The organism is Anaerostipes sp. CAG:276, from assembly GCF_000432215.1.
In the GTDB taxonomy this organism is placed as follows: domain Bacteria; phylum Bacillota; class Clostridia; order Lachnospirales; family Lachnospiraceae; genus Anaerostipes; species Anaerostipes caccae.
Genome location: NZ_FR889202.1, coordinates 101,417 through 125,420, shown reverse-complemented (window position 1 = coordinate 125,420; position 24,004 = coordinate 101,417). Strand labels below are relative to the sequence as shown.

General features: G+C 46.0%; 25 protein-coding genes, 1 tRNA gene and 1 pseudogene. 3 read left to right on the top strand and 24 right to left on the bottom strand.

From position 1 onward, the window contains the following. Positions 1 to 209: 209 nt before the first annotated feature. The 5 genes from QVP35_RS13780 to QVP35_RS13760 form a co-directional block, all read right to left on the bottom strand. Positions 210 to 941 carry an ABC transporter permease gene (locus QVP35_RS13780; RefSeq protein ID WP_006567579.1) on the bottom strand — a complete coding sequence of 244 codons (732 nt, stop codon included), beginning with the start codon at positions 939 to 941 and terminating at the stop codon, positions 210 to 212. After that, complete coding sequence (locus QVP35_RS13775; RefSeq protein ID WP_009289337.1) at positions 938 to 1,783, bottom strand: ABC transporter ATP-binding protein; 846 nt, start codon at positions 1,781 to 1,783, stop codon at positions 938 to 940. Before QVP35_RS13775 ends, QVP35_RS13780 begins: the two co-directional genes overlap by 4 nt. Positions 1,784 to 1,880: 97 nt before the next feature. Next, positions 1,881 to 2,783, bottom strand: a complete 903-nt coding sequence (locus tag QVP35_RS13770) for a LytTR family transcriptional regulator DNA-binding domain-containing protein (protein WP_009289338.1) — start codon at positions 2,781 to 2,783, stop codon at positions 1,881 to 1,883. Beyond that, positions 2,780 to 3,598, bottom strand: a complete 819-nt coding sequence (locus tag QVP35_RS13765; protein ID WP_009289339.1) for a carbon-nitrogen hydrolase family protein — start codon at positions 3,596 to 3,598, stop codon at positions 2,780 to 2,782. Before QVP35_RS13765 ends, QVP35_RS13770 begins: the two co-directional genes overlap by 4 nt. 11 nt (positions 3,599 to 3,609) lie before the next feature. After that, a complete protein-coding gene (locus QVP35_RS13760) occupies positions 3,610 to 4,773 on the bottom strand; it encodes an AI-2E family transporter (RefSeq protein ID WP_006567583.1) in 1,164 nt (387 codons plus the stop codon). Positions 4,774 to 5,021: 248 nt separating this feature from the next. On the opposite strand from QVP35_RS13760, the gene QVP35_RS13755 reads away from it, so the two are divergent. Together QVP35_RS13755 and QVP35_RS13750 are read left to right on the top strand one after the other, a co-directional pair. Beyond that, positions 5,022 to 5,094: transfer RNA gene (locus tag QVP35_RS13755), tRNA-Lys, on the top strand. A gap of 100 nt (positions 5,095 to 5,194) precedes the next feature. Next, on the top strand, positions 5,195 to 5,674 hold the full coding sequence (locus QVP35_RS13750) for a C-GCAxxG-C-C family protein (protein ID WP_009289341.1): 480 nt from the start codon (positions 5,195 to 5,197) through the stop codon (positions 5,672 to 5,674). Between the two features lie 175 nt (positions 5,675 to 5,849). Here QVP35_RS13750 and QVP35_RS13745 read toward each other — a convergent pair whose 3' ends face one another. The 10 genes from QVP35_RS13745 to trmB form a co-directional block, all read right to left on the bottom strand. After that, positions 5,850 to 6,347 (bottom strand): hypothetical protein, encoded by a 498-nt coding sequence (locus QVP35_RS13745; protein WP_022261270.1) that lies wholly within the window; start codon positions 6,345 to 6,347, stop codon positions 5,850 to 5,852. Between the two features lie 144 nt (positions 6,348 to 6,491). Further along, positions 6,492 to 6,770 carry a hypothetical protein gene (locus QVP35_RS13740; RefSeq protein WP_009289343.1) on the bottom strand — a complete coding sequence of 93 codons (279 nt, stop codon included), beginning with the start codon at positions 6,768 to 6,770 and terminating at the stop codon, positions 6,492 to 6,494. Positions 6,771 to 6,897: 127 nt separating this feature from the next. Further along, positions 6,898 to 7,797 (bottom strand): myo-inosose-2 dehydratase, encoded by a 900-nt coding sequence (gene iolE, locus QVP35_RS13735; protein WP_009289344.1) that lies wholly within the window; start codon positions 7,795 to 7,797, stop codon positions 6,898 to 6,900. Between the two features lie 131 nt (positions 7,798 to 7,928). Then, complete coding sequence (locus QVP35_RS13730; protein WP_009289345.1) at positions 7,929 to 9,506, bottom strand: response regulator; 1,578 nt, start codon at positions 9,504 to 9,506, stop codon at positions 7,929 to 7,931. A 14-nt stretch (positions 9,507 to 9,520) separates the two neighbouring features. Beyond that, complete coding sequence (locus QVP35_RS13725; protein WP_009289346.1) at positions 9,521 to 11,254, bottom strand: cache domain-containing sensor histidine kinase; 1,734 nt, start codon at positions 11,252 to 11,254, stop codon at positions 9,521 to 9,523. 84 nt (positions 11,255 to 11,338) lie between these two features. Continuing rightward, positions 11,339 to 12,358: a Gfo/Idh/MocA family protein gene (locus tag QVP35_RS13720; RefSeq protein WP_009289347.1), complete on the bottom strand. Its 1,020-nt coding sequence runs from the start codon at positions 12,356 to 12,358 to the stop codon at positions 11,339 to 11,341. Between the two features lie 224 nt (positions 12,359 to 12,582). Then, on the bottom strand, positions 12,583 to 13,521 hold the full coding sequence (locus QVP35_RS13715; RefSeq protein ID WP_006567592.1) for a substrate-binding domain-containing protein: 939 nt from the start codon (positions 13,519 to 13,521) through the stop codon (positions 12,583 to 12,585). 13 nt (positions 13,522 to 13,534) lie between these two features. Next, positions 13,535 to 15,316, bottom strand: coding sequence for an ABC-F family ATP-binding cassette domain-containing protein (locus QVP35_RS13710; protein WP_006567593.1), 1,782 nt, complete (start codon positions 15,314 to 15,316; stop codon positions 13,535 to 13,537). A 149-nt stretch (positions 15,317 to 15,465) separates the two neighbouring features. Continuing rightward, on the bottom strand, positions 15,466 to 15,783 hold the full coding sequence (gene trxA, locus QVP35_RS13705; protein ID WP_022261269.1) for a thioredoxin: 318 nt from the start codon (positions 15,781 to 15,783) through the stop codon (positions 15,466 to 15,468). A gap of 188 nt (positions 15,784 to 15,971) precedes the next feature. Continuing rightward, positions 15,972 to 16,607 (bottom strand): tRNA (guanosine(46)-N7)-methyltransferase TrmB, encoded by a 636-nt coding sequence (trmB, locus tag QVP35_RS13700; RefSeq protein ID WP_006567595.1) that lies wholly within the window; start codon positions 16,605 to 16,607, stop codon positions 15,972 to 15,974. Between the two features lie 126 nt (positions 16,608 to 16,733). On the opposite strand from trmB, the gene QVP35_RS13695 reads away from it, so the two are divergent. Further along, the gene (locus QVP35_RS13695) at positions 16,734 to 17,177 is read left to right on the top strand and encodes a CYTH domain-containing protein (protein ID WP_009289349.1); all 444 of its coding nucleotides are present in this window, start codon (positions 16,734 to 16,736) and stop codon (positions 17,175 to 17,177) included. 69 nt (positions 17,178 to 17,246) lie between these two features. On the opposite strand, the gene QVP35_RS13690 is transcribed toward QVP35_RS13695, so the two are convergent. From QVP35_RS13690 to QVP35_RS13650, 9 genes and pseudogenes are all read right to left on the bottom strand, one after another. Further along, positions 17,247 to 17,780 (bottom strand): GGDEF domain-containing protein, encoded by a 534-nt coding sequence (locus tag QVP35_RS13690; protein ID WP_022261268.1) that lies wholly within the window; start codon positions 17,778 to 17,780, stop codon positions 17,247 to 17,249. 234 nt (positions 17,781 to 18,014) lie between these two features. Beyond that, positions 18,015 to 18,392: a hypothetical protein gene (locus QVP35_RS13685; protein ID WP_009289351.1), complete on the bottom strand. Its 378-nt coding sequence runs from the start codon at positions 18,390 to 18,392 to the stop codon at positions 18,015 to 18,017. Between the two features lie 85 nt (positions 18,393 to 18,477). After that, positions 18,478 to 18,885: an ATP synthase F1 subunit epsilon gene (atpC, locus tag QVP35_RS13680; protein WP_006567598.1), complete on the bottom strand. Its 408-nt coding sequence runs from the start codon at positions 18,883 to 18,885 to the stop codon at positions 18,478 to 18,480. Between the two features lie 12 nt (positions 18,886 to 18,897). Next, positions 18,898 to 20,295 carry a F0F1 ATP synthase subunit beta gene (atpD, locus tag QVP35_RS13675; protein WP_006567599.1) on the bottom strand — a complete coding sequence of 466 codons (1,398 nt, stop codon included), beginning with the start codon at positions 20,293 to 20,295 and terminating at the stop codon, positions 18,898 to 18,900. Positions 20,296 to 20,314: 19 nt separating this feature from the next. After that, entirely contained in the window at positions 20,315 to 21,172 is an 858-nt protein-coding gene (atpG, locus tag QVP35_RS13670) for an ATP synthase F1 subunit gamma (protein WP_009289352.1), read from the bottom strand. Between the two features lie 14 nt (positions 21,173 to 21,186). Further along, positions 21,187 to 22,698 (bottom strand): F0F1 ATP synthase subunit alpha, encoded by a 1,512-nt coding sequence (gene atpA / locus QVP35_RS13665; RefSeq protein WP_006567601.1) that lies wholly within the window; start codon positions 22,696 to 22,698, stop codon positions 21,187 to 21,189. A 27-nt stretch (positions 22,699 to 22,725) separates the two neighbouring features. Further along, the gene (gene atpH / locus QVP35_RS13660; RefSeq protein WP_009289353.1) at positions 22,726 to 23,271 is read right to left on the bottom strand and encodes an ATP synthase F1 subunit delta; all 546 of its coding nucleotides are present in this window, start codon (positions 23,269 to 23,271) and stop codon (positions 22,726 to 22,728) included. Further along, complete coding sequence (gene atpF / locus QVP35_RS13655; protein ID WP_009289354.1) at positions 23,259 to 23,774, bottom strand: F0F1 ATP synthase subunit B; 516 nt, start codon at positions 23,772 to 23,774, stop codon at positions 23,259 to 23,261. Before atpF ends, atpH begins: the two co-directional genes overlap by 13 nt. Positions 23,775 to 23,850: 76 nt before the next feature. Next, a pseudogene (locus QVP35_RS13650) lies at positions 23,851 to 24,004 on the bottom strand (ATP synthase Fo subunit C); the annotation flags it as partial.

Sequence of the window (24,004 nt, the reverse complement as noted above, 5' to 3'; positions counted from 1 at the left end):
ACAGCAAGCCGGAAAACTGGTCAAAATGCCAGAAAAACGGTGCCGGAATTTCTTCCGGCACCTGCCTGCTTGCAATATGTGCTCTGTTACCGGCAGAGCATTTTTAAAAAGAGAGGATTAAGTATATATGAAAAACTATGTCTTCATTATAACAACTTTTCCTTTAAAAACAATATATAGAAAATAAACAATTCTAAACATATTATAAACTATTGGCTGTCTACCCCTCTTTTCTTGTAGACGATATTAAACACCGCAATGCCTATAACGATCCATACAAGGCAGACCGCATAGTGTTTCATATTGGCTCCGGAGAGAAAGGCAGCTTTATTTTGGTATTCTCCGTTCATAATCTCCATAAAGGCGTTTGTGGGAAGACAAAATGCTATCTTTTCCAGTACCTTGTTCATTCCGGCAAACATCGGCGGCAGCATCAGCAGAAGCATCAGCGGTGTGGAAATCGTTCCGGTTGACATCTGATTTTCAGACAAAATTCCCACAGCTGCACCTAAAAACAGGATACCGACCGAAGCCAAAGTGGAGATGAGCATATAACCCGCAAAAAACTTCATATCAAGTCCCACCAGCAGATAATTCGCCACGGAGATCACTTCCATCAATAAAAGTACAACAAACATCTTGCTGGCCAGAAACTCCATAGCCCTGACATCGGACATGATCAAAGTCCGCAGGGTATTTTTCTCTTTTTCCTCCGCCACCATCATGCTCAGCAGTGAGATCGGCGCACAGATCAGATTCAGCACCTCACAGAGAAGCAGGGGGTATAACATCCCCGTCTCTTTTCCGATCGGCAGTACCTTTGTGTAAAGGACACAGAATAAGATCGGAAGCAGTAAAATAAAAAAAGTATTTTTATTGCCCGCAAGCATCCGGAAATCCTTTTTCATCAGTGCTTTTATGATTCTCGCTCTTAATTTCATGCTAATTCCCTCCCCGTCAAGTCCAAGAATATCGTTTTCAAGTCGGGTTCCACTGAATGGATCGTCACAACCTCTTTGTCTGCACTTAAAAGTTCCTCTGCTATAGCCGTTTTATCCTTGGGAATTTCTTTTACAGTTCCGTCCGTGTAAAGGATCTTCACCCTGTCTTTTGCATATTTGATCTTCAGTTCTTCCGGTACTCCGACCTCTTTGATGACCCCTTCGTTTAAGAATGCCACTCTGCTGCAGAGTTCGTCTGCTTCCTCCATATCATGAGTCGTAAGAAAAACAGTCGTTCCGTCCCGGTTCAGCTGTTTGATGATATCGTGTACATCCTCACTTGTAGATGGGTCCAGATTGGCCGTAGGTTCATCCAAAAAGAGCAGCTTTGGTTTATGTAAGATCGCCCTGGCGAACAAAAGCCTCTGTTTCATTCCTCTTGAGAGTTTCTCCGCCTTTTTCTTCCCGTCCTCGGTTAAATGAAGCTGATCAAGCACCTCCGGAATTCTTGTTTTCGGAAGCCTGTAAATCTCAGAAAATATTTTAAGGTTTTCCTCCACAGACATTTTTTCATAAAAGCCGCTGTTGTCGGATAAAATTCCGATGTTCTGATACAGCCTGCTGACATCTTCAAACGGTTCCATTCCCATGACAGAGATCTGACCGCAGTCCTGGCGAAGCTGTGCACTCAATAATTTGATCGTCGTTGTTTTTCCGGCTCCGCTGGGCCCTAAAAAACCAAAGATTTCTCCCTCCGATACCCGGATATTCACATCGTCCAATGCCATTTTCTTCTGAAATGAAATGCCGACATGTTCCATTGTTATGCAGTCTTGATTCATGTAAATACCTCCTCGTAATACATGCATTTTATTGGATTCTCCCGGTTTTCACAAGGAAAAACGGATGAACGGAGATATAGGTCCATGAAAAGAGCCCCTAAAATCCATAATATTCCTTCAAGTCTTCAATCCTTCCTTTGCTGAGAGGGATATTTTCCTCTTCCCCGCCTTTCATCCTGAGGGAATAAGAATTTTTTGTCCATTTCATAACTTCCGAAACTCTCTGCATGTTGACGATATAAGAACGGTGACTCCTGAAAAAACCAAATTTCTTCAGCTTGCTGCAGAGTTCGTCCATAGTCATAGAACACTGGAACCTGGCCTGTCTGACGTGCAGATAATTTTTTCCCTGCATGCTTTCAATATAATCGATCTCGTCCGGATCAAAAAGCAGGATTTTATCACCCATCCTGGCCGGAATCTTTTCCGCCATATAAGGCCCGCTCTGTTCTTGTTTCGAAAAAATATTTTCCGGCAGTTCTTCCGCATGCTCCTCATCCACAAAAAAATGCCTTCCCGGAAGCATATACACATGTTTTAAAGACTGAGAAGTAGTAATAACCTTTTTCCCCTGATCACCACACGATTCGATCCACTGTATCATCGGCTGTACAGAATCTCTGTCTGTCCCGAGGACAGGTTCCTGAAGGAATAAGATATCCCGGTCCATAATGATTTCCCTCGCCAATGAAACTCGGTACTTTTGGGAAGGTGTCAGCGATTTTATCTTACAGTAAAGAAATCCATCAAGCTGCATGGTGCGGACTGCAGAATCCAGTGTGACATCAGAACCCGATAATCCCGCAAATAATTTGAGATAGGAATTCACGGTCATATAGTCATAGTATCCTTCATTCTGGAGAACAGCCCCAACATCTTTACAGAGACTGATCAATGTTTCCAGCAAAAGTTCACTGATATCACTCCGGCATTCAAAATGCAGAAGAGAAGTTCCGTTTGATGTTGAATTATATAGTATTTTTTCCAAACTGAGTTTCATTTTCCTGTCCTTATGTCATAAAGATCTGTCCGGCGGTTTTTCATTACCGGAACCTGATGTATAATGGCATCTCTCTGGTCTGTGTCTACCGGCAGGACAATCAGTTCCTCTCCTGCTTCCCCTTCTGCAAGCTTTCTGCCGGAGGGATCGAAGGCCAGACTTCTGCCCATATAGTGTTCTTCACTGTAATGGCAGCAGCCAATCGTAAACACTGTATTCTCAATGGCCCTGGCACGAAGCAGAGCCTCCCACTGCATAAATTTATCCGGACCGTCTACCCATGCTGAAGGATAGATCAGAACCTCTGCACCCTTCAGTGCCTGTATCCTGGCCGGTTCCGGAAATCTGAGATCATAGCAGGTTCCCAGTCCTGCCTTTCCAAGCGGTGTATTCACCGGTTCATGCAGAACTTCCCCGGGCAGCGTACTGTCCGATTCTTTCCATGAAAATGCATCAAATAGATGAGTCTTTCTGTAAACAGAGCAGAGATTACCTCTGTCGTCTAAAAGGACCGCCGTATTGAAACATTTCCCTCCTGAATCCCTGCCGGGCTTCTCGTTCATTCCAAATAAAATCCACTGCCCATGTGCTGCGGCCAGTCTTTTCATTCCCTGTACAAAGGGTCCGTCGAGAGTCTGGGCTTTTTCATAGTAAGCACTTCTCTCTATAGGATAATACGTCATAAAATACTCCGGGAATATGACAAAGCATGCGCTTTCTTCCCTGGCTTCCCGGCAGAAGAATTCTGCCTTACAGAGATTTTTTTCCGGTTCCTGTGAAGCTCTGCACTGAGCAATGGCAGCAATGGATTTCATATATATGCCTCCTACTCGATATCCAGATTCTTTTTGTATAATCTGTAATTGACCCAGTTGTTGACCAGATACTGGACCACCGCAAAAAACGGCACTCCTAAAAACATACCCAAAGGTCCGAAATAGGCTCCTCCGACTGTAATGGAAAAGAGGATCAGGATCGGCCTGACTCCCGTAGAATTACCGAGGATCTTCGGTCCCAGCACCAGTCCGTCGAACTGCTGCAGCACCAGGATCATTCCAAGAAAAATCAGTGTTTTATATGGGCTTACAATAAAAAGAATAAATGCGCCCGGAACGGCCCCGATAAAAGGTCCAAAATAAGGAATCATATTGGTTACCCCGACAATAACGCTGATCAGCACGGTATACGGCAGGTTTAAAAGACTCATAAGCAAAAAGCAGAGGAACCCGATAATGAGGGAATCCAGTGACTTTCCAATGATATAGCCGGAAAAAATATTATGGCACTCTTTCAGCCCATGAATGACCGGAACCGCTGCATCATAAGGAAATACTGCAAAAATAAGTCTTCGGCAGGCACTTTTCAATAATTGCTTATCGGCCGTCATGTAGATGGACACTACGAAAGCAATAAACAGATTAAACAGCCATTTTACAAATGAAACCGAAAAATTGTACAGCATCGGAATGGCTTCTGTGAGCATTTGATTGGAAAGCTGCACCAGCTTCGGCAGACTCTTGGTCTCCAGTGTTTCCATCAGCTCGGCCGGGAATACTCCGGAACCGCTTTCCTTGTAGTGATCCAGCAGTCCCATGATCTGGTCTGAAATGACCGGAATCTGGCTGGACAGTTCCTTAATGCTGTCATAAAGCTGAGGTACGATAAAGATCAGACAGATCGTTAGTGCTCCGACTAATATGATATAAGTAGTGAGGATCGCACATGCACGGCATAATCTTTTTCGTTTTTCACCGAATAATGATGAAAAGACTTTCTCGTTAAAAAAGGTAACGACAGGGTTCATCACATATGCGATCAGAAAACCAATAAAAAATGGGAAAATCGTATTCCATAGATCCGTGAGAATCCCGACCGTAGACGCCCAGTTATTGACCAGGCGGAATATTATACACCCGATAAGGATTACAACAATCGAATAAATCGATATGGTAAAATATTTTTTATTGGATTCAAATTTATTGTTTTTCAATTCTTACACTCCTTCTATTATCCTCAGGCCACAATCGAATTTTGGCTTTATTCTAGCACAAAGACACAGAAAAGTATAGGGTCCGGCGCCTTTTGAACCCGGTCTTTTCAATGACTTCTGCATCACAAATACATTTATTATTGTCATCGACAAAAAGATACAAAAAAATTTTCAATTTTTACTTGCAATTATGGAAAACATCATATATAATAATTCTTGCGTTGAAAATGCAGCGCATCATGAAATAAGCGTGATTAGCTCAGTTGGTAGAGCACCTGACTCTTAATCAGGGTGTCGAGGGTTCGAGCCCCTCATCGCGTATTAAAACACTATTTTTGGCTTGTTTGGGGCTGGGGATGGTGTTTTTTTATTTCGTAAAATGAAAACTGTATGAACCGGCACAAAAGAAAAGGAGCCCCCTATGAACATTGATCTCACTTCCAGTCAATATGCCCAAAAGGCGATGAATTTATTTAAAGAAGGATACAACTGTTCTCAGTCAGTTTTTCTGGCTTTCAAAGATCTGTACGGCATAGACCGGCACACTGCCCTCAAGCTCAGTTCTTCTTTTGGCGGAGGCATGGGAAGACTCCGGGAAGTATGCGGCTCTGTCAGCGGTATGTTTCTCACTGCGGGAATTTTGTACGGATACGACTCACCGAAAGACCGTTCCTCAAAGACAGAGCACTACAAACGGATTCAGGAACTCGCCCGCTCATTTGAAGAATTAAACGGTTCCATCGTATGCCGTGAATTGCTGGGACTTGATCAAAAAAAAGAATCTTATGTTCCGGAAGAGCGCACAAAAGACTATTACCGGAAGCGCCCATGCGAACAGATCGTCGGCTGTGCTGCTTACATTATGGAAGAATATATCAGGAATCACCCGATCCTTTCATAAGAATCACAAGTTTTCCTTAATATTTGTTTATAGGATGTTTAGAATTGTTTAGTTTCTATACATTGTATTCGCACATAAAGCTGATATACTTAAGACATAGTTTTTCATATATATTTTAATCCTCTCTTTTCATTGAAAGACCCCGCAGGCATGCGGGGTCTTTTATTTCCCTAATCTATATATTTCTTATATAATAAATATAAAATTTAATTGTCTGATTGTTGTAATTTGCAGAAGTAGCATAATTCCTGATATAGCATCTCACCCGCCTGTTTGCCTCGTCCACATATGCATTGTATACGGACAGATTACTCGTGGTGCACGCAAATCCTCCAAGACCTAAAACCTTATAGCCTGCCGGCAAATCATATGCGAATTGATACTCCGGTGTTCCTCCCGCCGGTATACTGATATCGGATCTTTGTAAAATCTGGCTTCTCACAATATCTTTCATTTTTGTATTTGTATCATTTAAGCCTGACTGACCTGCTTTTGTATTCAGCTCCTCACGTAATCGGCTGATTTCATTCCTTGCCTCATTTACTGCTGCTGTCAATCCTGCTATATCTTTTGATGTCTGACTTTCAAGATCCTCAACTGTCTTTCCAATCTGTTCAATTGCTTTCGAATGAAGTTCATGCTGCTCAACCCCAACCAGTCCCGCCGAGTCCAAAACGACCTCAAACGGTGCCGTATCTGAATTCTGAAAACAAAAGTTCCATGTGATGGAAAATCCCGGACTTTCTGCCGCTGATGGAATTTTCTTTCCCTCCGAAGTCTGTGCAATGCAGTATAAAATTTCTCCCTCCTCCGGATCTTATGCATAAAATCCTACCTGTTGCAGTTCATAGCTTTCCTTCACCTCTATATTTTCCAGCAGTACAGGAATCACGGCTTTGCCGTCCTCTGTCCGTACCGGCTGCAGTGTAATTTCCTGCCGTTCGTCGGTGATCTGTGTCTGCTGCCTCAGATTCACAGAAGGCACCTCTCCTGCTCCGGCCTTTGCCCCTGTAATTTTTAACGTCTGTCCGTCAAACAGTTTATTCTGCAGCGCTGTACCCTTTTCCGTAAGCGCTGTATTCTCCCAAAGTTTCATAATTTATTACCCCTCTTTCCACAATATGTTCTATATTAGAAACCATACCACAGCTCTACCGGACATTATGGGCAAAAAAAATACTGCCGGATGCCATCCAGCAGTATTTTATAAATCATTTTATTTTTTATAATCCGGTTTTCTCCGCAATAAACTTTCTTGCTTTCAGCGCATACTCCAGTGGATTCGCCTTTGCCGGGTCCTGTTCTGCTTCCACAAGCATGTATCCCTCATATCCTGCGTCCTCCAGCACCTTAAAGATCGGATCAAAGTCGATGCATCCGTCTCCCGGCACAGTAAATGCTCCCATACGCACACCGTCTAAGAAGCTCAGGTTTTCTGCCTTTACTTTTTCTACGATTTCCGGACGAATATCTTTTAAGTGTACGTGCTTGATGCGGTCCACATAAGTTTTCACCATTTCCAGAGGATCGGCGCCGCAGTATGTAAAATGTCCTGTGTCAAATAAAAGGCTGACATATGCAGGATCTGTATCTGCCATCATCCGCTCAACCTCATCCGGGTCCTGCACCACGGTTCCCATATGATGGTGGAAAGTAAGGCTGATGCCGTACTCTTCTTTTGCGATTTTCCCAAGTTTGTTCATACCCGTGCAGAATGTCTCCCATTCCTCATCATTCATCACATACTTATGTCCAAAGATGGGCGTGTCCGTCATTCCCTGTACACTGTGGCTCTGCTCGGATGCTCCGATGACCTTTGCTCCCATAGCCTTTAAGAAGGAAAGCTGTGCACGAAAATCTTTCTCCACTTCTTCAAATGGTTTCGTAATCAGGAAAGACGAAAACCACTGATTGCAGATTTCAATTCCCCGCAGCTCTAAAGCTTTTTTCAGCACTTCGGGGTCCTTCGGATATTTGTTCCCCACCTCTGAGCCGGTAAATCCTGCCAAAGCCATCTCGCTGACACACTGTTCAAACGTGTTTTCTTTTCCCAAATCCGGGAGGTCATCGTTTGTCCATGCGATCGGGGCAATTCCTAATTTTACTTTTTCTTTGTTAAACATAGCACTTCTCCTTTATCCGTGTTCTTTATATGATCTGAATAAAGGATACCATGGAAGAAGCTCAAAAAAATCGGGAATATTTTTAGCTTTGTTGTACTAAAAATAGATGTTCCCGATTTCGTGTCTTATTTTTAGAACTTCCTGCGGTACTCTGCCGGGCTGACCCCATTTAACCGTTTAAAAGCCTTTGAGAAATAGTGGTAATCGTTGAATCCCGATTCCACTGCAACATCTTTAATCTTGTAGCTTGTATTTTTGAGAAGATCTTTTGCATACTCTACACGGAGTTCCAGAAGAAATCCCGAAAAGCCGATCCCCATTTCCTGTTTAAACAGATAACTAAGATAGGCAAAATTCAGTCCTACAGCATCTGCAACCTCCTGAAGCCCGATCTGCTCTTTGAAGTGTTCACGAATATACTGCACTGCCTGTCTCGTCTGTGTCCCCGCATTTTCGGGGACTTTTTTTCCTGTACCCAAAAATATTCTGCTTCTGTAATCCTTAAAGATATCAGAAAGCTGATCCACATGAGTGAGTTTAAACAGTTCTTCCTGACTGTGCTCTGTCCCCACTGCCGTATCTAATTTCCGAATCCACCGGAAAATGATCTTTGGGTCCGTCCTTGTCTCCCGGCATGCTTCTATCACACGAAAAAACTCTTCTTTCATCTCTTTTTCTTTTCTTCCTGCCGCATAATCCCTCACATGATTTAAAAGTTCCTGTGCGCACTCCGGCATCTTGGTCCCAATGGTCTTCTGGCTGTCAAAATATAAAATATCTCTGTCCTCATAAAAACTAAGCTTAATGGTCTCTCTTGCCTGCTGATATGCCTGACGTATGCCCCCTTCTCCAATGCAGATATTGCTGACTGCAATATCGTAGTCAAAAATCTCCTCCCGGCAGCACTTGAAGCAGGCAGAGGCCACACTCGTGAGTTTCTGCTTCATTACACTGCTCCTGCTCAGATCAGAAAGATCCAGAAAACAGCAGAAGATGCCTCCTCCCAGAGAAACTGTCTCGGCCCTGCTGTGCTCCTCTCCCAGGAGCATTTGAAGCTGAGCAGACAGACGCTCTATGAACCCTGCGGCGTATTGTTCCGACTCAGCCGGTGACTGGCTGTCTTTGATAACCATCCAGGCAGGGATAAACATGTTGACGACCGCACTGTTGATATATTTTCCTTTAATCCCCGCCTCGATGCGCCTTTCTTCCCGCTCTTTAGAGCTCATATCTCCCGCCACAATCTCGTTAAAAAATCGTATCTTCAAAGACTGGCTTCCGGCCTCGATCAGCTTTTTTGTCCGTTCTTCTTCACTGTTTCGTTTCTTTAGGCTGTTCATATGGTGTTCCGCATTTTTCAGCACCTCAAAAAGGGAATCCTCGTCCAGAGAATTTTTCAGCACATATTCATTTGCACCAAGGCGCATAGCTTCTTTCACATAATTAAAATCATCATGACAGCTCAGTACGATGATATATGCAGAAAGTCCCATTTCCCGTACCTTGCGTATCAGTTCGATCCCATCCATCAGCGGCATGGAGATATCGGTTACGATCACGTCGGGAGCCTGCTCCCTGACTGCATGTAAGGCCTCTTCCCCATCCCTTACATCGGCAGTGATCTCGTAACCCGCTTTCTCCCAGGCATCCAGCTGCTTCAGATAACTTCGCACTAAAAAATCGTCATCGACAATCATTGTTCGGTACATGGCGTTTTCTCCTTTCACACTGCATACTGATTCTGGTCTTTGTAAGCCGGCAGATACAGATATGCTGTTGTTCCGTCGGAAGTACTGTCATAGCCCAGGCCGGCATTATTTCCGTAATACAGTTCCAGCCTCTCACGGACATTGACAACTCCTATCCCGCTCAGGCCGCTGGTTTTCTTTGTCTTTTTTGTCAGCAGCTCATAAATCTGTTCCTGTGTCATTCCTCTTCCGTTATCTTTGACACTGATACATAAATAGTCTTCTTCGATCACGGCCCTGATCTCGATCCGGCTGCTGTCCATCTTCATATCCAGCCCATGCAAAATAGAGTTTTCCACCAGAGGCTGAAGGATCAGCCGCGGGACAAAACAGCTGCCCGCGTCTTTCCCTATCTCATAATCCACATGAAAATGACCGTCATATCTCATTTTCTGGAGATGAATATAATTTTTTAAAATATGTATCTCGTCTGAGACTGTGACAAACGTACCTTTTTTGTTGACACTTGCCTGCAGAAGCTCCACAAAATCACCGATCAGGCCTCCCAGTTCCTTCTCCCCTTTCAGAAGTGCCGCAAACTTAATGGAATTTAAAGTATTGTACATAAAATGCGGGGTAATCTGATACTGAAGTGCTTCCAGCTCTGCATCTTTTTTGAGTCCTTCTTCTTTGATCAGCTTTTCGATCAGCTTTTCAATCTGGTTCAGCATGTTGTTAAAGTCATTGGAAAGCCGTCCAATCTCATCTCTGGTGCGGACCTGAACCCTTTTATCCAGCTCTCCGGCGCTGATTTCATCCATCGCCGCCGTCAAATTCCTCAATGGCTCATACATAGCCCTCGTGGCAAAATAGGCGGGAATCAGTGACATGCCCAGAAACAGAAATAAAAATGCCAGCAAAAAATATTTCAGCTGATTCAGGTCGCTCAATACGACACTCTTCTCCGCCGTAATAAAAAAACTGCAGCCCGTGAATGCCGTTTTATAGCTGATGCCTATGACCGCCGGGTTACTTTTATTATAAATGCCGTTCTGCTGGACATCGGGGAAATTGCTGTTCCTGTAAATTTTGCCCATGGATTCGGCATTCTTCGTAGAGACAATGACATTTTTCTTATTGAGGAGGACCGCGTCTGAAGATCTGCCGTCATTTAAAATATCCAGATACTTATAATAGACAGCCCTCTCTTCAACATTACACATGACAAATCCAAGGACACTTCCGTCGTCTTTTATGACGGGCTCAATAAAAGACAGCACTTTATTCTGTTTTCTCACCGGATCTTTGATAATAACCGGATGGTCTTCCAGAGAAACCTCTGCAATATGCTTTAATACAGAGTCCTCTACTTTCTTTACATAAACCGGATAATCTTCCGATGTAACAATGACTTTTTGTTCCGGAAGAACCAGACAGACTGATCCGATATCACTGTTTCGTTTCTTGAATCCTCCCAGCATACCGGACATCTTCTCCAGCTGTCCTGCATCCTCTGTTCTCAGATAGCTTTCTGCCTGCCGGGAAAGCCCTTCTGCGTTGGATGCCTGTACCGTAATGTAATAAATCTCTTTCATGGCATCATCGAAAGCATTCCCTACCTGCTCAATGCGGCCATAGAGATTTGTCCCGTAATTGTCCTCAATCATCTGAGTAGATTTCAAATAAAATATCAGGGTGATGGCCGAGGCAGTCAAAAATGTGATGCTGATGATGGCTAAGAAAACTTTACTCCGCATACTGCGTATCATATCAGACTTCACTCTCCCTTCCCTGATATCTTCTTCTCTTTCTAATTATACGTGACACCCAAAGAGTGTCAAGCTAACCGATTTTTAATATTCGATCTTTACAATGCCTCCCTTTTTCCAGGCTTTTGTAGTTGCAAAACCGATCTGTGTTGATTTTGTACCGTCATATACGGTGACATCCGGTTTCGCACCTTTCTGGACACAGTGAATGAATTCTGCCATTTCCAGCTGATAAGACTCTGCAAATCTCTCCGGAAAGCCGCTGACACATTCTTTCACAGCCCCATTTTTATCATAGATCATACACAGATTTTTTTCCGGTACCGGACTGATCCTTAGAGAACCCTCAGTGCCGACAATCTCTGTCTCAACGTGATATCCATGTGCCGCAGTACGTCCGACATGCACAAATCCAAGTGCACCGTTTTCGCATTTATACATTGCCGCACCGGTCTCGTCATCTCCTGCTTCCTTAAACTCCGGATGTTTGAATGTGGCTCCTGCCGCATATACTTCCACGGGATCGGATTCCAGAAACCAGCGCATCAGATCGATGTCATGGATGGCCATATCAATGAAGATCCCGCCGCTGGTCGCTGCAAATTTAATCGCTCCTTCTGCCAGGGCTTCCGGATCGATTCCTGCCGCTTTCACCATATATGGTGTACCAATGGCTCCTTCTTTGATCTTTTCCTTTGCATATGCATAAGACGGATCATAACGCCGCATAAATCCAAGGGAAAATGTAAGTTCCGGGTGGCGTTCCACAGCAGCCTCGGCTGTCCTGCATTCCTCTACCGTTATTCCCAGCGGCTTGTCGGAAAACACATGCTTTCCCGCATCCAAAGCAGCTTCGATCTGCCAGCAGTGCTCCCCGCTCGTCGTCACTATGGCAACTGCATCGATATCTGCTTTTTCCAGCATTTCACGGTAATCTGCATAGACATCTGCAACTCCCAGCTGTTCTTTTGCATATTCCAGCTCCGCCGGAACAATCGAACAGGCTGCCGTAAGTTCCGCATCCGGGATTTTAAATGCCAGGTTATTTGCATGCAGCTTTCCTAATCTCCCCAGCCCTGCAATACCAACTTTTACTTTTCCCATGATATATTCCCTCCTTTTTTGATATTTCGCCTTCCAATAGCTTCCTATTTGATCTCTTATAATCTGTACCTTTGGTTCTATTTTACCTTCGGGTATCCGAAGTCGTATCCATGGATTTTTTTAGATTTGATATTATATTTTTGTAACGCATTCCGGCTGTTATTTAATAGATGAAAGTAAAGGACCTTTGGTCTGCCAAAGGTCCTCAGATATATGTACTATTTTTATTTTTGTGGTTTTATTTTTAGATCTGCCTGAATGATTTTTTGTTCAGGCTGCTTTTTTCCTTCTTTTTGGTTTACGATATAGCGTACCGTCTCATAGCCGATTTCATAACCCGGCTGATAAGCCAAAGCCCCGATTTTCCCCTTCTTGACCGCATCCAGCGCATCCTCCTGGGCATCCACTGTGGCAATCAGCACCGGCCGGTCTCCAAGGTACTCCATGATTCCGAGTGCGGTCACGGCGCTCGTAGCAAAAATTCCGTTTAAATCCGGATGTTCTCTCATAAGCCTTGAAATCTCTTTCTCCGGCATCCGCAGATTGCTGTATCCGCTTTCGGTAAAGGCAATCTTTATGTCTGTATTTTTATCTATATAGTCCCGAAAGCCTTTCAGCCTTGAGGCATGGGAGCTCTGTTTCAGATTCCCTGATATAATGCCCACAAGCCCTTTCTTTTTCATCTGTGCCGCCATATATTGGGCCAGTTCTCTGCCTACTTTTTCATTGTCGATTCCAATATAAGGAACTCCCTTCTCGAGAATCTTTGTGTCATAGGATACAACCTGAATCCCTTTTTCTTCCGCCTTTTTTAAGTAGCCCTTTGCATTATGTGAGTTGATTGGGGATACCGCCAGGGCATCAATATCTTTTTTCAGAAGGCTGCCGATCATCTGCTGCTGAGTCTTCTCATCCGTCTCCGTATCCGGAGACATAATAATGACCTTTACCCCCAGGTCTGAAGCCGCTTTTTCCATGCCGGAACAGACTGACATCCAGTATTCACTGCTCCGTGATTTTGTCACGACACCGATCACATACTTAGGATTCTCTGCCTCGTCAGACTCATGCACTTGGCAGGCAGACAGGCTTCCACCGAGCAAAGCACACAAAAGAACCGCACACAGAAACTTTACCCTGCTATGTTTTTTACTCTTCTTCATTCATATCCACCTCTCAGGAATTCTGGGATTCAATTTTCTCTGCCAAATCGTTCAGGTAAACCCACCGCTCCATCTTTTCGTTGAGCTGCTCCTCGAGTTTCGACTTTTCTTCCGTCAGTTCTGCGAGCCTTGTATACTGGCTGGCGTTTTCCTCCATCTGCTGTCCGACAGATATGATTTTTTCTTCCAGCCGTTCAATGTCCTCATCTATAGTTTCATATTCTCTCTGTTCTTTATATGAAAACTTCAGCCTGGTATCTTTCTGTTTCCATGATTTCTTATCCGTTTTTTCCTTTGGCTTTGGCTCCTCCGCCGGTTTTCCTGCTCTCAGATAGTCTGTATACCCGCCCTCATACTGCTTTATCTCACCGCCGCCCTCAAATGCAAAAATCCGGCCGGCGATGCGGTCCAGAAAATAGCGGTCATGGGAGACAGCCAAAACGATCCCCTGAAAAGAATCCAGGTAATCCTCAAGGATTCTCAGAGTTGCTATGTCCAGATCGTTGGTTGGCTCATCAAGTACAAGCACGTTCGGCGCATCCATCAGAACTTTGAGCAGATAGAGCCTCCTCTTTTCTCCTCCCGAAAGTTTGGACAGAGGTGTGTACTGCATGGAAGGCGTGAATAAAAAACGTTCAAGCATCTGAGACGCACTGATCTTCCCGCCGGGTGTCTGAATATAATCAGCCACATCCCGGATATAGTCGATGACTCGGATGCCGTCCTCCATGTCTTCATTTTCCTGTGCAAAATATCCGATCTTTACTGTGTCCCCGGTCACAACCTCTCCGGTGTCCGGGGCCAGACGTCCCGTTATGATCTTCATCAGAGTGGATTTGCCGCAGCCATTCGGCCCAATGATTCCCAGCCGGTCATCCCTTAACAAGATATAGGTAAAGTCTTTTATGAGCTCTTTCTCCCCGTATGCCTTGGAAATCCGATGGAGTTCAATCGTCTTCTTTCCGAGTCTCGTGCCCACAGAATCCATCTCAACGTTCTGGACTTCCCTGGGGCCTTCCATGTTTTTCAGCTGTTCATACCGGTCAAGCCTTGCTTTCTGTTTAGTCCCCCTGCCCTGAGGCCCTCTCTTCACCCATTCCAGTTCGGTCCGCAGAAGACTCTGGCGTTTGCGCTCCGTGGCCAGTTCCATCTCTTCTCTCTGTGTCTTTAAAGCCAAAAATCCTGAGTAGTTGGAGTCATAGGTGTACAGCTTTCCCTCGTCTATCTCTGCGATTTTATTGGTTACGCGGTCCAGAAAATAGCGGTCATGGGTCACCATGATCAGGACTCCCTTAAACCGGTTCAGATAATCTTCCAGCCAGAGGGCCATGTCATTGTCTATATGGTTGGTTGGCTCGTCCAGGATCAGTACATCCGCCGGGTCCACAAGGGTCCGGGCCAGCGCGGCTCTTTTCTTCTGCCCGCCGGACAGATGATCCACAGATTCATCGAAATCACAGATTCCAAGTTTTGTAAGAATCGTCTTGGCCTCACTCACCGGCTCATTCCCATCCGGATCATGTTTCCCTTCCGTCACATAAGACAGCACCTTTGCCCCGTCCGGAAACTCCGGGTTCTGTGGGAGAAAAGCCGTGCGGATACCTCTGCCGAAGATCACCTCTCCCTCGTCAGCCGTTTCCTGTCCTGCAATGATCTTTAACAGAGTTGATTTTCCTGTCCCGTTGACGCCCAGCACTCCGATCTTATCTCCCTGATGTACTCCTAAAGAGACGTCATCGAATATGGTCTTATCTCCAAAAGTTTTACTGATATGTTCTATGTTTAATATATTCATGGATCCACCTTTTCTTCCTTGACTATCTGTTTTTTAGTTTAATTGCTGTCTTACATCTTGTCAAACGAAATCCCGGTGCAGACCCACAGAAAAACGGATGGCCGGTTTACGTTCCGTCCATCCGTCTTTATACAGTCATTTCCTGACCCCTAACGCGCTTTATCCACGGCTGCTTTTAACTCTTCCTTAGGCACAGCTCCTACAACTTTTGCTGCCACCTGGCCGTTCTTAAAGACCAGGAACGTAGGTACCGACATCACGCCGTACTGCCCTGCGATATCACTGTTCTCATCGATATCCAGCTTTCCGACTTTAACGCTTCCCTCGTACTCTTTTGCCAGTTCTTCCACAACAGGCCCCATCATTCTGCACGGTCCGCACCATGTTGCAAACATATCGACAAGTACCGGCTGCTCTGAGTCTAACACTTCTGCCTGGAAATTTTCATTCGTAAACGTATACTCCATAATCATTCTCCTTATCTTGACCGGCATAAACAATCTTTTGCCTCTTCCAGCGATGCCAGCAGGCGGCAGAACCATTTCCTGTGCTTTGGATGCTGGTAGAAAAATTGATTTACCTTTACTTGACACTTTTTCTGTTTCATAATTATCTTACCACTTTTTTATTATAGTATGCAATACGGATAAAAATATTAACGGCAGGCTGTAAGGCGGCAGATTGGACTGCCTTTTTCAGAAAATTTCTTCTCATATTCTGTCATAACATTGTCTTTTGCAAACTCACTGTGATGCAGATCAAATGTACAGTCAAGAAGTTTCCATCCGGCTTCCTCCGTCTGTTCCAGGGAAAAGTCAAACAGCCCGCGGTTGTCTGTTTTGAAAATAACCTGTCCGTCCTTCGCAAGGATGTGGTCATACCTCTCATAAAATCTCGTAGAAGTAAGCCTCCGCTTTGCGTGGCGTTCTTTCGGCCACGGATCGGAGAAATTCAGATAGATCCGGTCAATCTCTCCCTCGGCAAAAACATCCTGGAGATTCTCCGCGTCCATGCGGATCAGTCTTAAGTTATTCCCCTCGAACTCTTCCGTTTTTTCTACCGCTCTCACGAGAACACTGGAAAACTTTTCGATCCCAATATAGTTGATGTCAGGATTCTTTTCTGCCAATGTCAAAAGAAATTTTCCTTTCCCCATACCGATCTCTATATGAACCGGCCTGTCATTGCCAAACAATTCCCTCCACTTGCCTTTCCATTCTTCCGGTTGATTGACGGAAAATGGACTGGCCGCTATCATATCCGCCGCTCCCGGCACATTCCTTAAACGCATTGTATCTTCCTCGCCTTCTCTGTATTCATGTTTCTAAAACATTTTAAAAGCTTTCTGCTCAGTTGTCAATTTCCTTTGCATTCTGTCTCCGCTGCGTATATAATGAGGAAAAAGGAGGAACGCACTATGGAAATAGAACGCAAGTTTATTGTTACCGACCCGCCGAAAGACCTTGATTCCTATCCCCACTCCGAGATCGAGCAGGGATATCTGTGCATGGAACCGGTGATCCGGATCCGCAGACTCGACCATGATTACATCCTGACCTATAAGTCCAAAGGGCTGATGAAACGGGCCGAGCATGAATTTCCTCTGACAAAGCAGGCCTATGAGCACCTGAAGAGCAAGATCGACGGTATCCTCATCTATAAGACGCGCTACCAGATCCCTGCCTCAGGCTCTCTTACCATTGAACTGGATATCTTCCACGGAGACCACGAAGGACTAATGATGGCCGAAGTTGAATTTCCGTCTGAAGAAGCCGCTCTGGATTACGAAGGGCCTGAGTGGTTTGAAGATGAAGTAACATTGGATCCACGGTATCAGAATAACAATTTGGCTAACCGATGAACTCTTTTGATATGATGTCCCTTCCTGCACTCACCGCAGGAAGGGTTTTTATTATGTAATATTGCAGTGTCAGACTTCAGACACCGTATAAATCGTATATCCATCTTTTCCACGCTGTTTTGTGGCATATAGCGCACTGTCTGCCTTTTTATAAAGTACTTCAAATGTCATGTTTCTGCCCTCGGAGACAGCAATCCCTACACTGAAAGAAACATTCATGCCCGCGGAACGGAGCATTTCTTTTATTTTCTCTGCCTTTTCCTCTATCTCTTTTCTGTCTGAAATCTCATCGAAAAAAACAATAAACTCATCGCCGCCGAATCTCCCTGTAATATCAGCCGGACTAAACAATTTTTTCAGCTGCAGGGCAGTCTGGGCAATGACAGCATCTCCCTCCATATGTCCGTAGCTGTCGTTGATTGCTTTAAAATCATCGATATCTATCATAAAGAGCGCATATTTCTGGCCTTCACTCTGTTTTCCCAGGCGCTGCCTGATCATATGCTCTGATGTTTTATTATAGAGCCCCGTAGATCCATCCAGCATAGCCGACGTCTTCAGCTTGATCTGCTGCTGTTTCAGCTCTGTGATGTCTCTTTCCATACAAAACAGCCTTGCCGAAGCCTTGTCCCCGGTAAACACCGGGACCAGAGTTGCAGAATACCAGCGTTCCTCTTCCTTTACGGCGGCCTCATACTCAAAACAGACAGAAGGGATGCTTTTCTTGATCGCGTCCCATATATACTCCAGGCTGAAAGTTTTTGCAAAGGCTTCCTGAAACTGAGGCGCACACTTCTTTGCCGAACATGATACAATTTCGCTGTACGGCAGATCTCTCTACTCCCAGACACCCTCCACCCGGCAGGAATGAATCTTTAACCGGTCCGCAGACAGATCCACTTCAAAAAACAGGTCACTGGACTTGCTGAGCGCCGTGTGATAGGCATTTTTCATGAGAACCAGCCGCTTTTTTTCTTTCTTTCGCTCCGTCACCACAACTGCCAGCAAAACGGACATGGTGCCTACCAGTTCAGCAGTGAGCAGTCTCCCCATTTTTTCAACGAGCTCCAGATGTGACTGTGCCGAATCCTCCCGGCCGCCTCTTAAATCAGACCGGATCTGCCAGTTAAAATTAAAAAGACTGCAGAGAATCACAACGGCTGCCACAACCGAAGCGGTCACTGCAGGCCCAAGCTTTTGATATAACCTCCTCATGTCTTTACAGCCCCTTTCCATAAAACAGGAAGAACATATTTCTGAACACGGCTCTCACAGCTGCCCGTCCAGAAATATGTTCTGTTTACATCCTTTTTGATAATTCTTCTCTGACCAGAGCTCTCCTCAAAGACATTTCAGCTCTGTGAAGGTCTGTATCGCTCTTGTGTTTCAGGCGTTCCTGGGCACGCCTTTTGGCACGCTCCACCCGCTCTAAGTCGATCTCACCCGGCCATTCCGCAACCTCTGCTAAGATATTGACAGCCTCCTTCGTGATCTCCACAAACCCCTTCATCAAAGCAGCCTGTTTCTTCGTTCCGTCTGACTCCGTGATGGTCAGGATACCAGGAGCTATGATCATTGTCATCGGAATATGTTTTGGGTAGATTCCCACATTCCCTTCTGTGGTCGTAAACTCAGCCATCCGGACCTCTCCCGCATAAAAAGAGCGGTCCGGAGTCGTTACTTCCAGTTTCATCAGATTTTCAGCCATAGGATCACCTGCCTACTTTGCTTTCGCACGTTCCACAACCTCATCAATACTTCCCGCATTCAGGAACATACCCTCCGGAATGTCGTCATGCTTTCCGTCTAATATTTCTTTGAAGCCCTGGATCGTATCATTTAAGGTTACATATTTTCCAACTGTACCCGTAAACTGTTCTGCCACGAAGAACGGCTGGGACAGGAACCGCTGAATCTTTCTGGCCCGGTCTACGATCAGCTTTTCTTCATCAGAAAGCTCATCCATACCGAGGATTGCAATGATATCCTGGAGTTCTTTATATCTCTGAAGAATCTCCTGCACCCCTCTGGCCACCTGGTAGTGTTCTTCCCCGACGATCTTCGGGTCCAGGATTCTCGATGTGGACTCCAGGGGATCCACTGCCGGATAAATTCCCTGTTCCACGATGGCACGGGAGAGTACGGTTGTGGCATCCAGATGGGCAAAGGTTGTCGCCGGTGCCGGGTCCGTCAAGTCATCGGCCGGAACATAGACTGCCTGCACGGATGTGATGGAACCGTCTTTGGTCGAAGTAATCCGCTCCTGGAGAGCACCCATCTCGGTCTGGAGAGTCGGCTGGTATCCAACCGCACTCGGCATACGTCCAAGGAGTGCTGACACCTCGGAGCCCGCCTGGGTGAAACGGAAGATGTTGTCGATAAACAACAGGACATCTTTTCCGCCCTCATCACGGAAGTTTTCTGCGATGGTCAGTCCGGTAAGGCCGACCCGCATACGCGCTCCCGGCGGTTCATTCATCTGACCGAATACCATAGCAGTCTTGTCGATAACTCCTGACTCACTCATTTCATGGTAAAGGTCATTTCCCTCTCTGGTTCGTTCTCCTACTCCGGTGAAAACGGAATATCCGCCGTGCTCTGTGGCAATGTTTCGGATCAGTTCCTGAATCAGGACCGTCTTTCCTACGCCGGCACCGCCGAACAGTCCAATCTTTCCGCCTTTCTGGTACGGGCATAAAAGGTCTACGACCTTGATGCCTGTCTCCAGCACCTCAGTCTCTGTGGACTGGTCCTTGAAAGCCGGAGCCTTTCTGTGGATCGGCTGGCGTTTTGCATTCTCAGGGGCCGGTTTATTGTCGATAGGATCTCCAAGAACGTTAAACATTCTTCCCAGGGTCTGCTCTCCTACCGGGACGGAGATCGGCCCGCCTGTGCAGACAGCCTCCATCCCCCTGACCAGACCGTCCGTCGGTCCCATCGCAATACATCTCACGGTGTCATCGCCCAGATGCTGGGAAACCTCTACAACCAGCTTCCCGCCCTGCTTTGTCATAATATCAATGGCGTCATTGATCTCCGGCAGATGCCCGTCACTGAACTTGATATCTAAAACCGCACCAATAATCTGGGTGATCTTCCCTGTATGATTATCTGCCATTTAATAATTCCTCCTACTTCTATTCCAGCGCCTCCGCTCCTGAAATGATTTCTGTCAATTCCTGCGTGATAGCGCCCTGTCTTGCCCGGTTATAGGCAAGGCTTAAGTTGTCAATTAATTCTTCGGCATTGGTCGTTGCCGAATCCATGGCCTGCATCCTGGCACCGTTTTCGCTGGCAACCGATGTGACAAGCGCACCGAAGATCAGACTGCAGACGTACTTGGGAATCAGCATGGATAAAGCTTCTTCCGGTTCCGGCTCATAATTCATGAGTGTCTTGGAGTCTTCCCCGTCTTTTTCATTTTGATCGATCTCCACAGGAAGCAGTTTGATCATGGTCGGCTCATGAACTACCGTATTTTTAAAATTGGTATATGCCAGATAGATCTCACCGATCTCCCCGTCCTCGAAGGCCTTTAAGACACGGTTTCCCAGATTGACGGCATCTTCGTACTCCGGTTCGTCGATCATCTCAGAGTCATCGGCGACAATATGATAACCCCTGTTTGCCAGACTGTCCATAGCCTTATGTCCGACTCCGTAGATCATTACATCTTCCCTTGCGAGTCCGCTGTCACGGATCATTTTTACAATATTGTTATTGTAACCGCCGGCCAGTCCCCGGTTGGAGGATACAGCGATCACTGCTTTCTTCTGCGAACCGTTAGACTTTAAATACGGATGGTCGATATTATCTGACTGGGCTAAGATTGAAGATACGGTCCGGTACATCTTGTCAAAATAAGTCCTGGATTCCTCGGCCCTCGCTCTTGCTCTCTGAAGCTTTACCGTTGAGACAAGCTTCATCGCCTTTGTAATCTGTCCGGTGCTCTCGATACTGGCTTTTCTTCTTTTTATATCAACTATTGATGCCATAAAAGCTCACCTCTTTACTTTGCCTCAAACTGCTGCCTGCACTCTTTGATCGCAGTGATCAGCATTTCTTCCGTCTCTTTTCCAAGCTCCTTCGTCTCCCGGATCGACCGGAACACATCCGGATATTTTGTGTCGATCAGCTCAAACAGCTCCTTCTGGAAGGCTAAGATGTCATCCACCTTGATCTCCAGGAGATATTTTCTGGTAGCCGCGTAAATGATCACCACCTGCTGTTCTACCGGAAGCGGCTGATACTGAGGCTGTTTGAGAACTTCCTTAATCCTCTCACCCTGTGCCAGACGCTCTTTCGTATCATCGTCCAGTTCTGAACCAAACTGGGCAAAAGCGGCGAGCTCCCTGTACTGGGCAAGGTCGGTACGGATCGGCCCGGCGATCTTTTTCATCGCTTTGATCTGTGCCGCACCGCCTACTCTGGATACGGAGAGACCCGCATTGATCGCAGGACGGAATCCCGCATTGAACATCTCGGTCTCCAGATAAATCTGTCCGTCCGTGATGGAAATAACATTGGTCGGAATATAGGCAGATACATCGCCTGCCTGGGTCTCGATGAGCGGAAGGGCTGTCAGAGAACCTCCTCCCAGTTCATCGGACAGCTTGGCTGCCCTTTCCAGAAGTCTTGAGTGAAGATAGAAGACGTCTCCCGGATAAGCCTCACGTCCCGGAGGTCTCCGAAGCAGAAGGGACAGGGTACGGTATGCGGTTGCATGTTTGCTCAAGTCGTCATAAATGACAAGAACATCCTCCCCGTTTTCCATCCACTCTTCCCCGATGGCACATCCCGCGTATGGGGCAATATACTGGAGCGGTGCCAGCTCACTGGCTGTGGATGCCACCACTGTGGTGTAATCCATGGCTCCGTACTCTTCAAATGTCTTTACGATGTTCGCAACCGTAGACGATTTTTGACCAATTGCCACATAAATACAATGGACGCCCTGGCCTTTCTGGTTGATGATCGTATCCACTGCAATCGCAGTTTTACCCGTCTGGCGGTCACCGATGATCAGTTCCCGCTGCCCGCGCCCGATCGGCACCATGGCATCGATCGCTTTAATTCCTGTCTGAAGCGGAGTATCTACGGATTTTCTTGAGATAACTCCTGATGCTACTCTTTCTATTGGACGGTACTTTTCTGTCTCGATCGGACCTTTTCCGTCGATCGGCTGTCCCAGAGAATTCACAACACGTCCGGTCATCGCGTCACCTACCGGCACTTCCACGACTCTTCCGGTGGTCTTTACGACATCTCCTTCACTGATGTTCTTCTGGTCTCCCAGCAGTACGGCTCCGACGTTGTCTTCCTCAAGGTTCAGCACCATTCCGTATACTTCCCCCGGGAATTCTAAAAGTTCTCCCTGCATGGCCTCATCAAGGCCATGGATTCTTGCAATTCCGTCGGCTACCTGAATCACGGTTCCAATATCAGAGGTTTCAAGCTTGGTAGAGTATTGTTTGATCTGCTCTTTAATGACAGAACTGATCTCTTCTGGCCTTAAATTCATTTTGCTTTTTTGCCTCCTTGCCTATAATCACAACTGTATTTTTGACAGACTTTTCCCCATGGTCTGAAGCTTCGTCCTTATGGAACTGTCGATGACCCTGTCGTCGAGCCGGAGCACCAGCCCTCCGATCAGCTGCTCATCGATCTCATAGTCCACTTCAAACTCCCTGTAATCTGTCAGTTCTTTCATACGATCCACAATGTCCTTTTTCTGCCCTTCTGACAGTTCAAAAGCGGAGGCAACCCAAAGGCTCCCTATCCCCTCTCTCTTCTTCATCCGGCCGATGATATAGTCGAGAACAGACATTATGTCACGGTATCGGTCTTTTTTCACAATGACCAACAAAAAGCCCATCATGTCCTCAGAAATCCTGCCTTTAAATGCTGTTTCCAGGATCCGCATTTTTTCTTCTTTTACGATCTTGGGGTGAGAAAGCATCTGATTGAGCTCCCCGCTCTCCGAAAACACCCGGCGCACACTGAGGACTTCTTCTTTGACAGAGTCAAGATTTCCTTTTTCCTCTGCCAGCGAAAGATAGGCATCTCCATATGTTTTGCTGACTAGCTTCGCCATGTCTGATCACCCATCTCCTTTAAGGTCTCTTCCACAAGGGCATCCTGCTTTGCCGGATCGATCTTATCCGTTATGATCTTGCCTGCCATAGCCACTGCCACCTGGATCATTTCCTGTTTCACCTGATCCCGGACCTTTTTCTTTTCCAGCGCGATCTCATTTTCCGCCCGCTCTGTGATCTTCAGCGCTTCCTGTCTGGCCTCCGAAATGATCTCGTCTTCCCTTTTCAGGGCTTTCTTTCTGGCCTGGCTTAAAATCTCATCGGCTTCTTTTTCTATATCCCTGATCTTTTCTTCATACTCAGCTTTCAGTCTGGCCGCCTCTTTTTTGTCGGCCGCCGCAGTATCCAGATCATCTGCGATTTTATTCTTGCGGTCATTTAGAAGTTTCCTGACCGGTTCAAATAATACATAAGATAAAAATGCAAACATGATGAAGACCGCGACTGCCTGGCATAAAACGTCAAATCCAAGCTGGATATCAAGTCCAAAGATTCTGTCCACGTCCTGTCCTCCTTTCCCTGAATTCTCTCCGGTTTGTCATTTTCCGACGGCTTCTGCCGCCGTTTTATCTCCCGGATTATAATTTAGCGAATAACGGGTTAGCGTATAACAGAATCAGGCCGATAACCAATCCGTAAAGACCTGTGGTCTCTGCAACTGCCTGTCCGAGAAGCATCGTAGACATGATATCTCCCTTGGCGCCCGGATTGCGTCCTACGGCTGGCGCACCC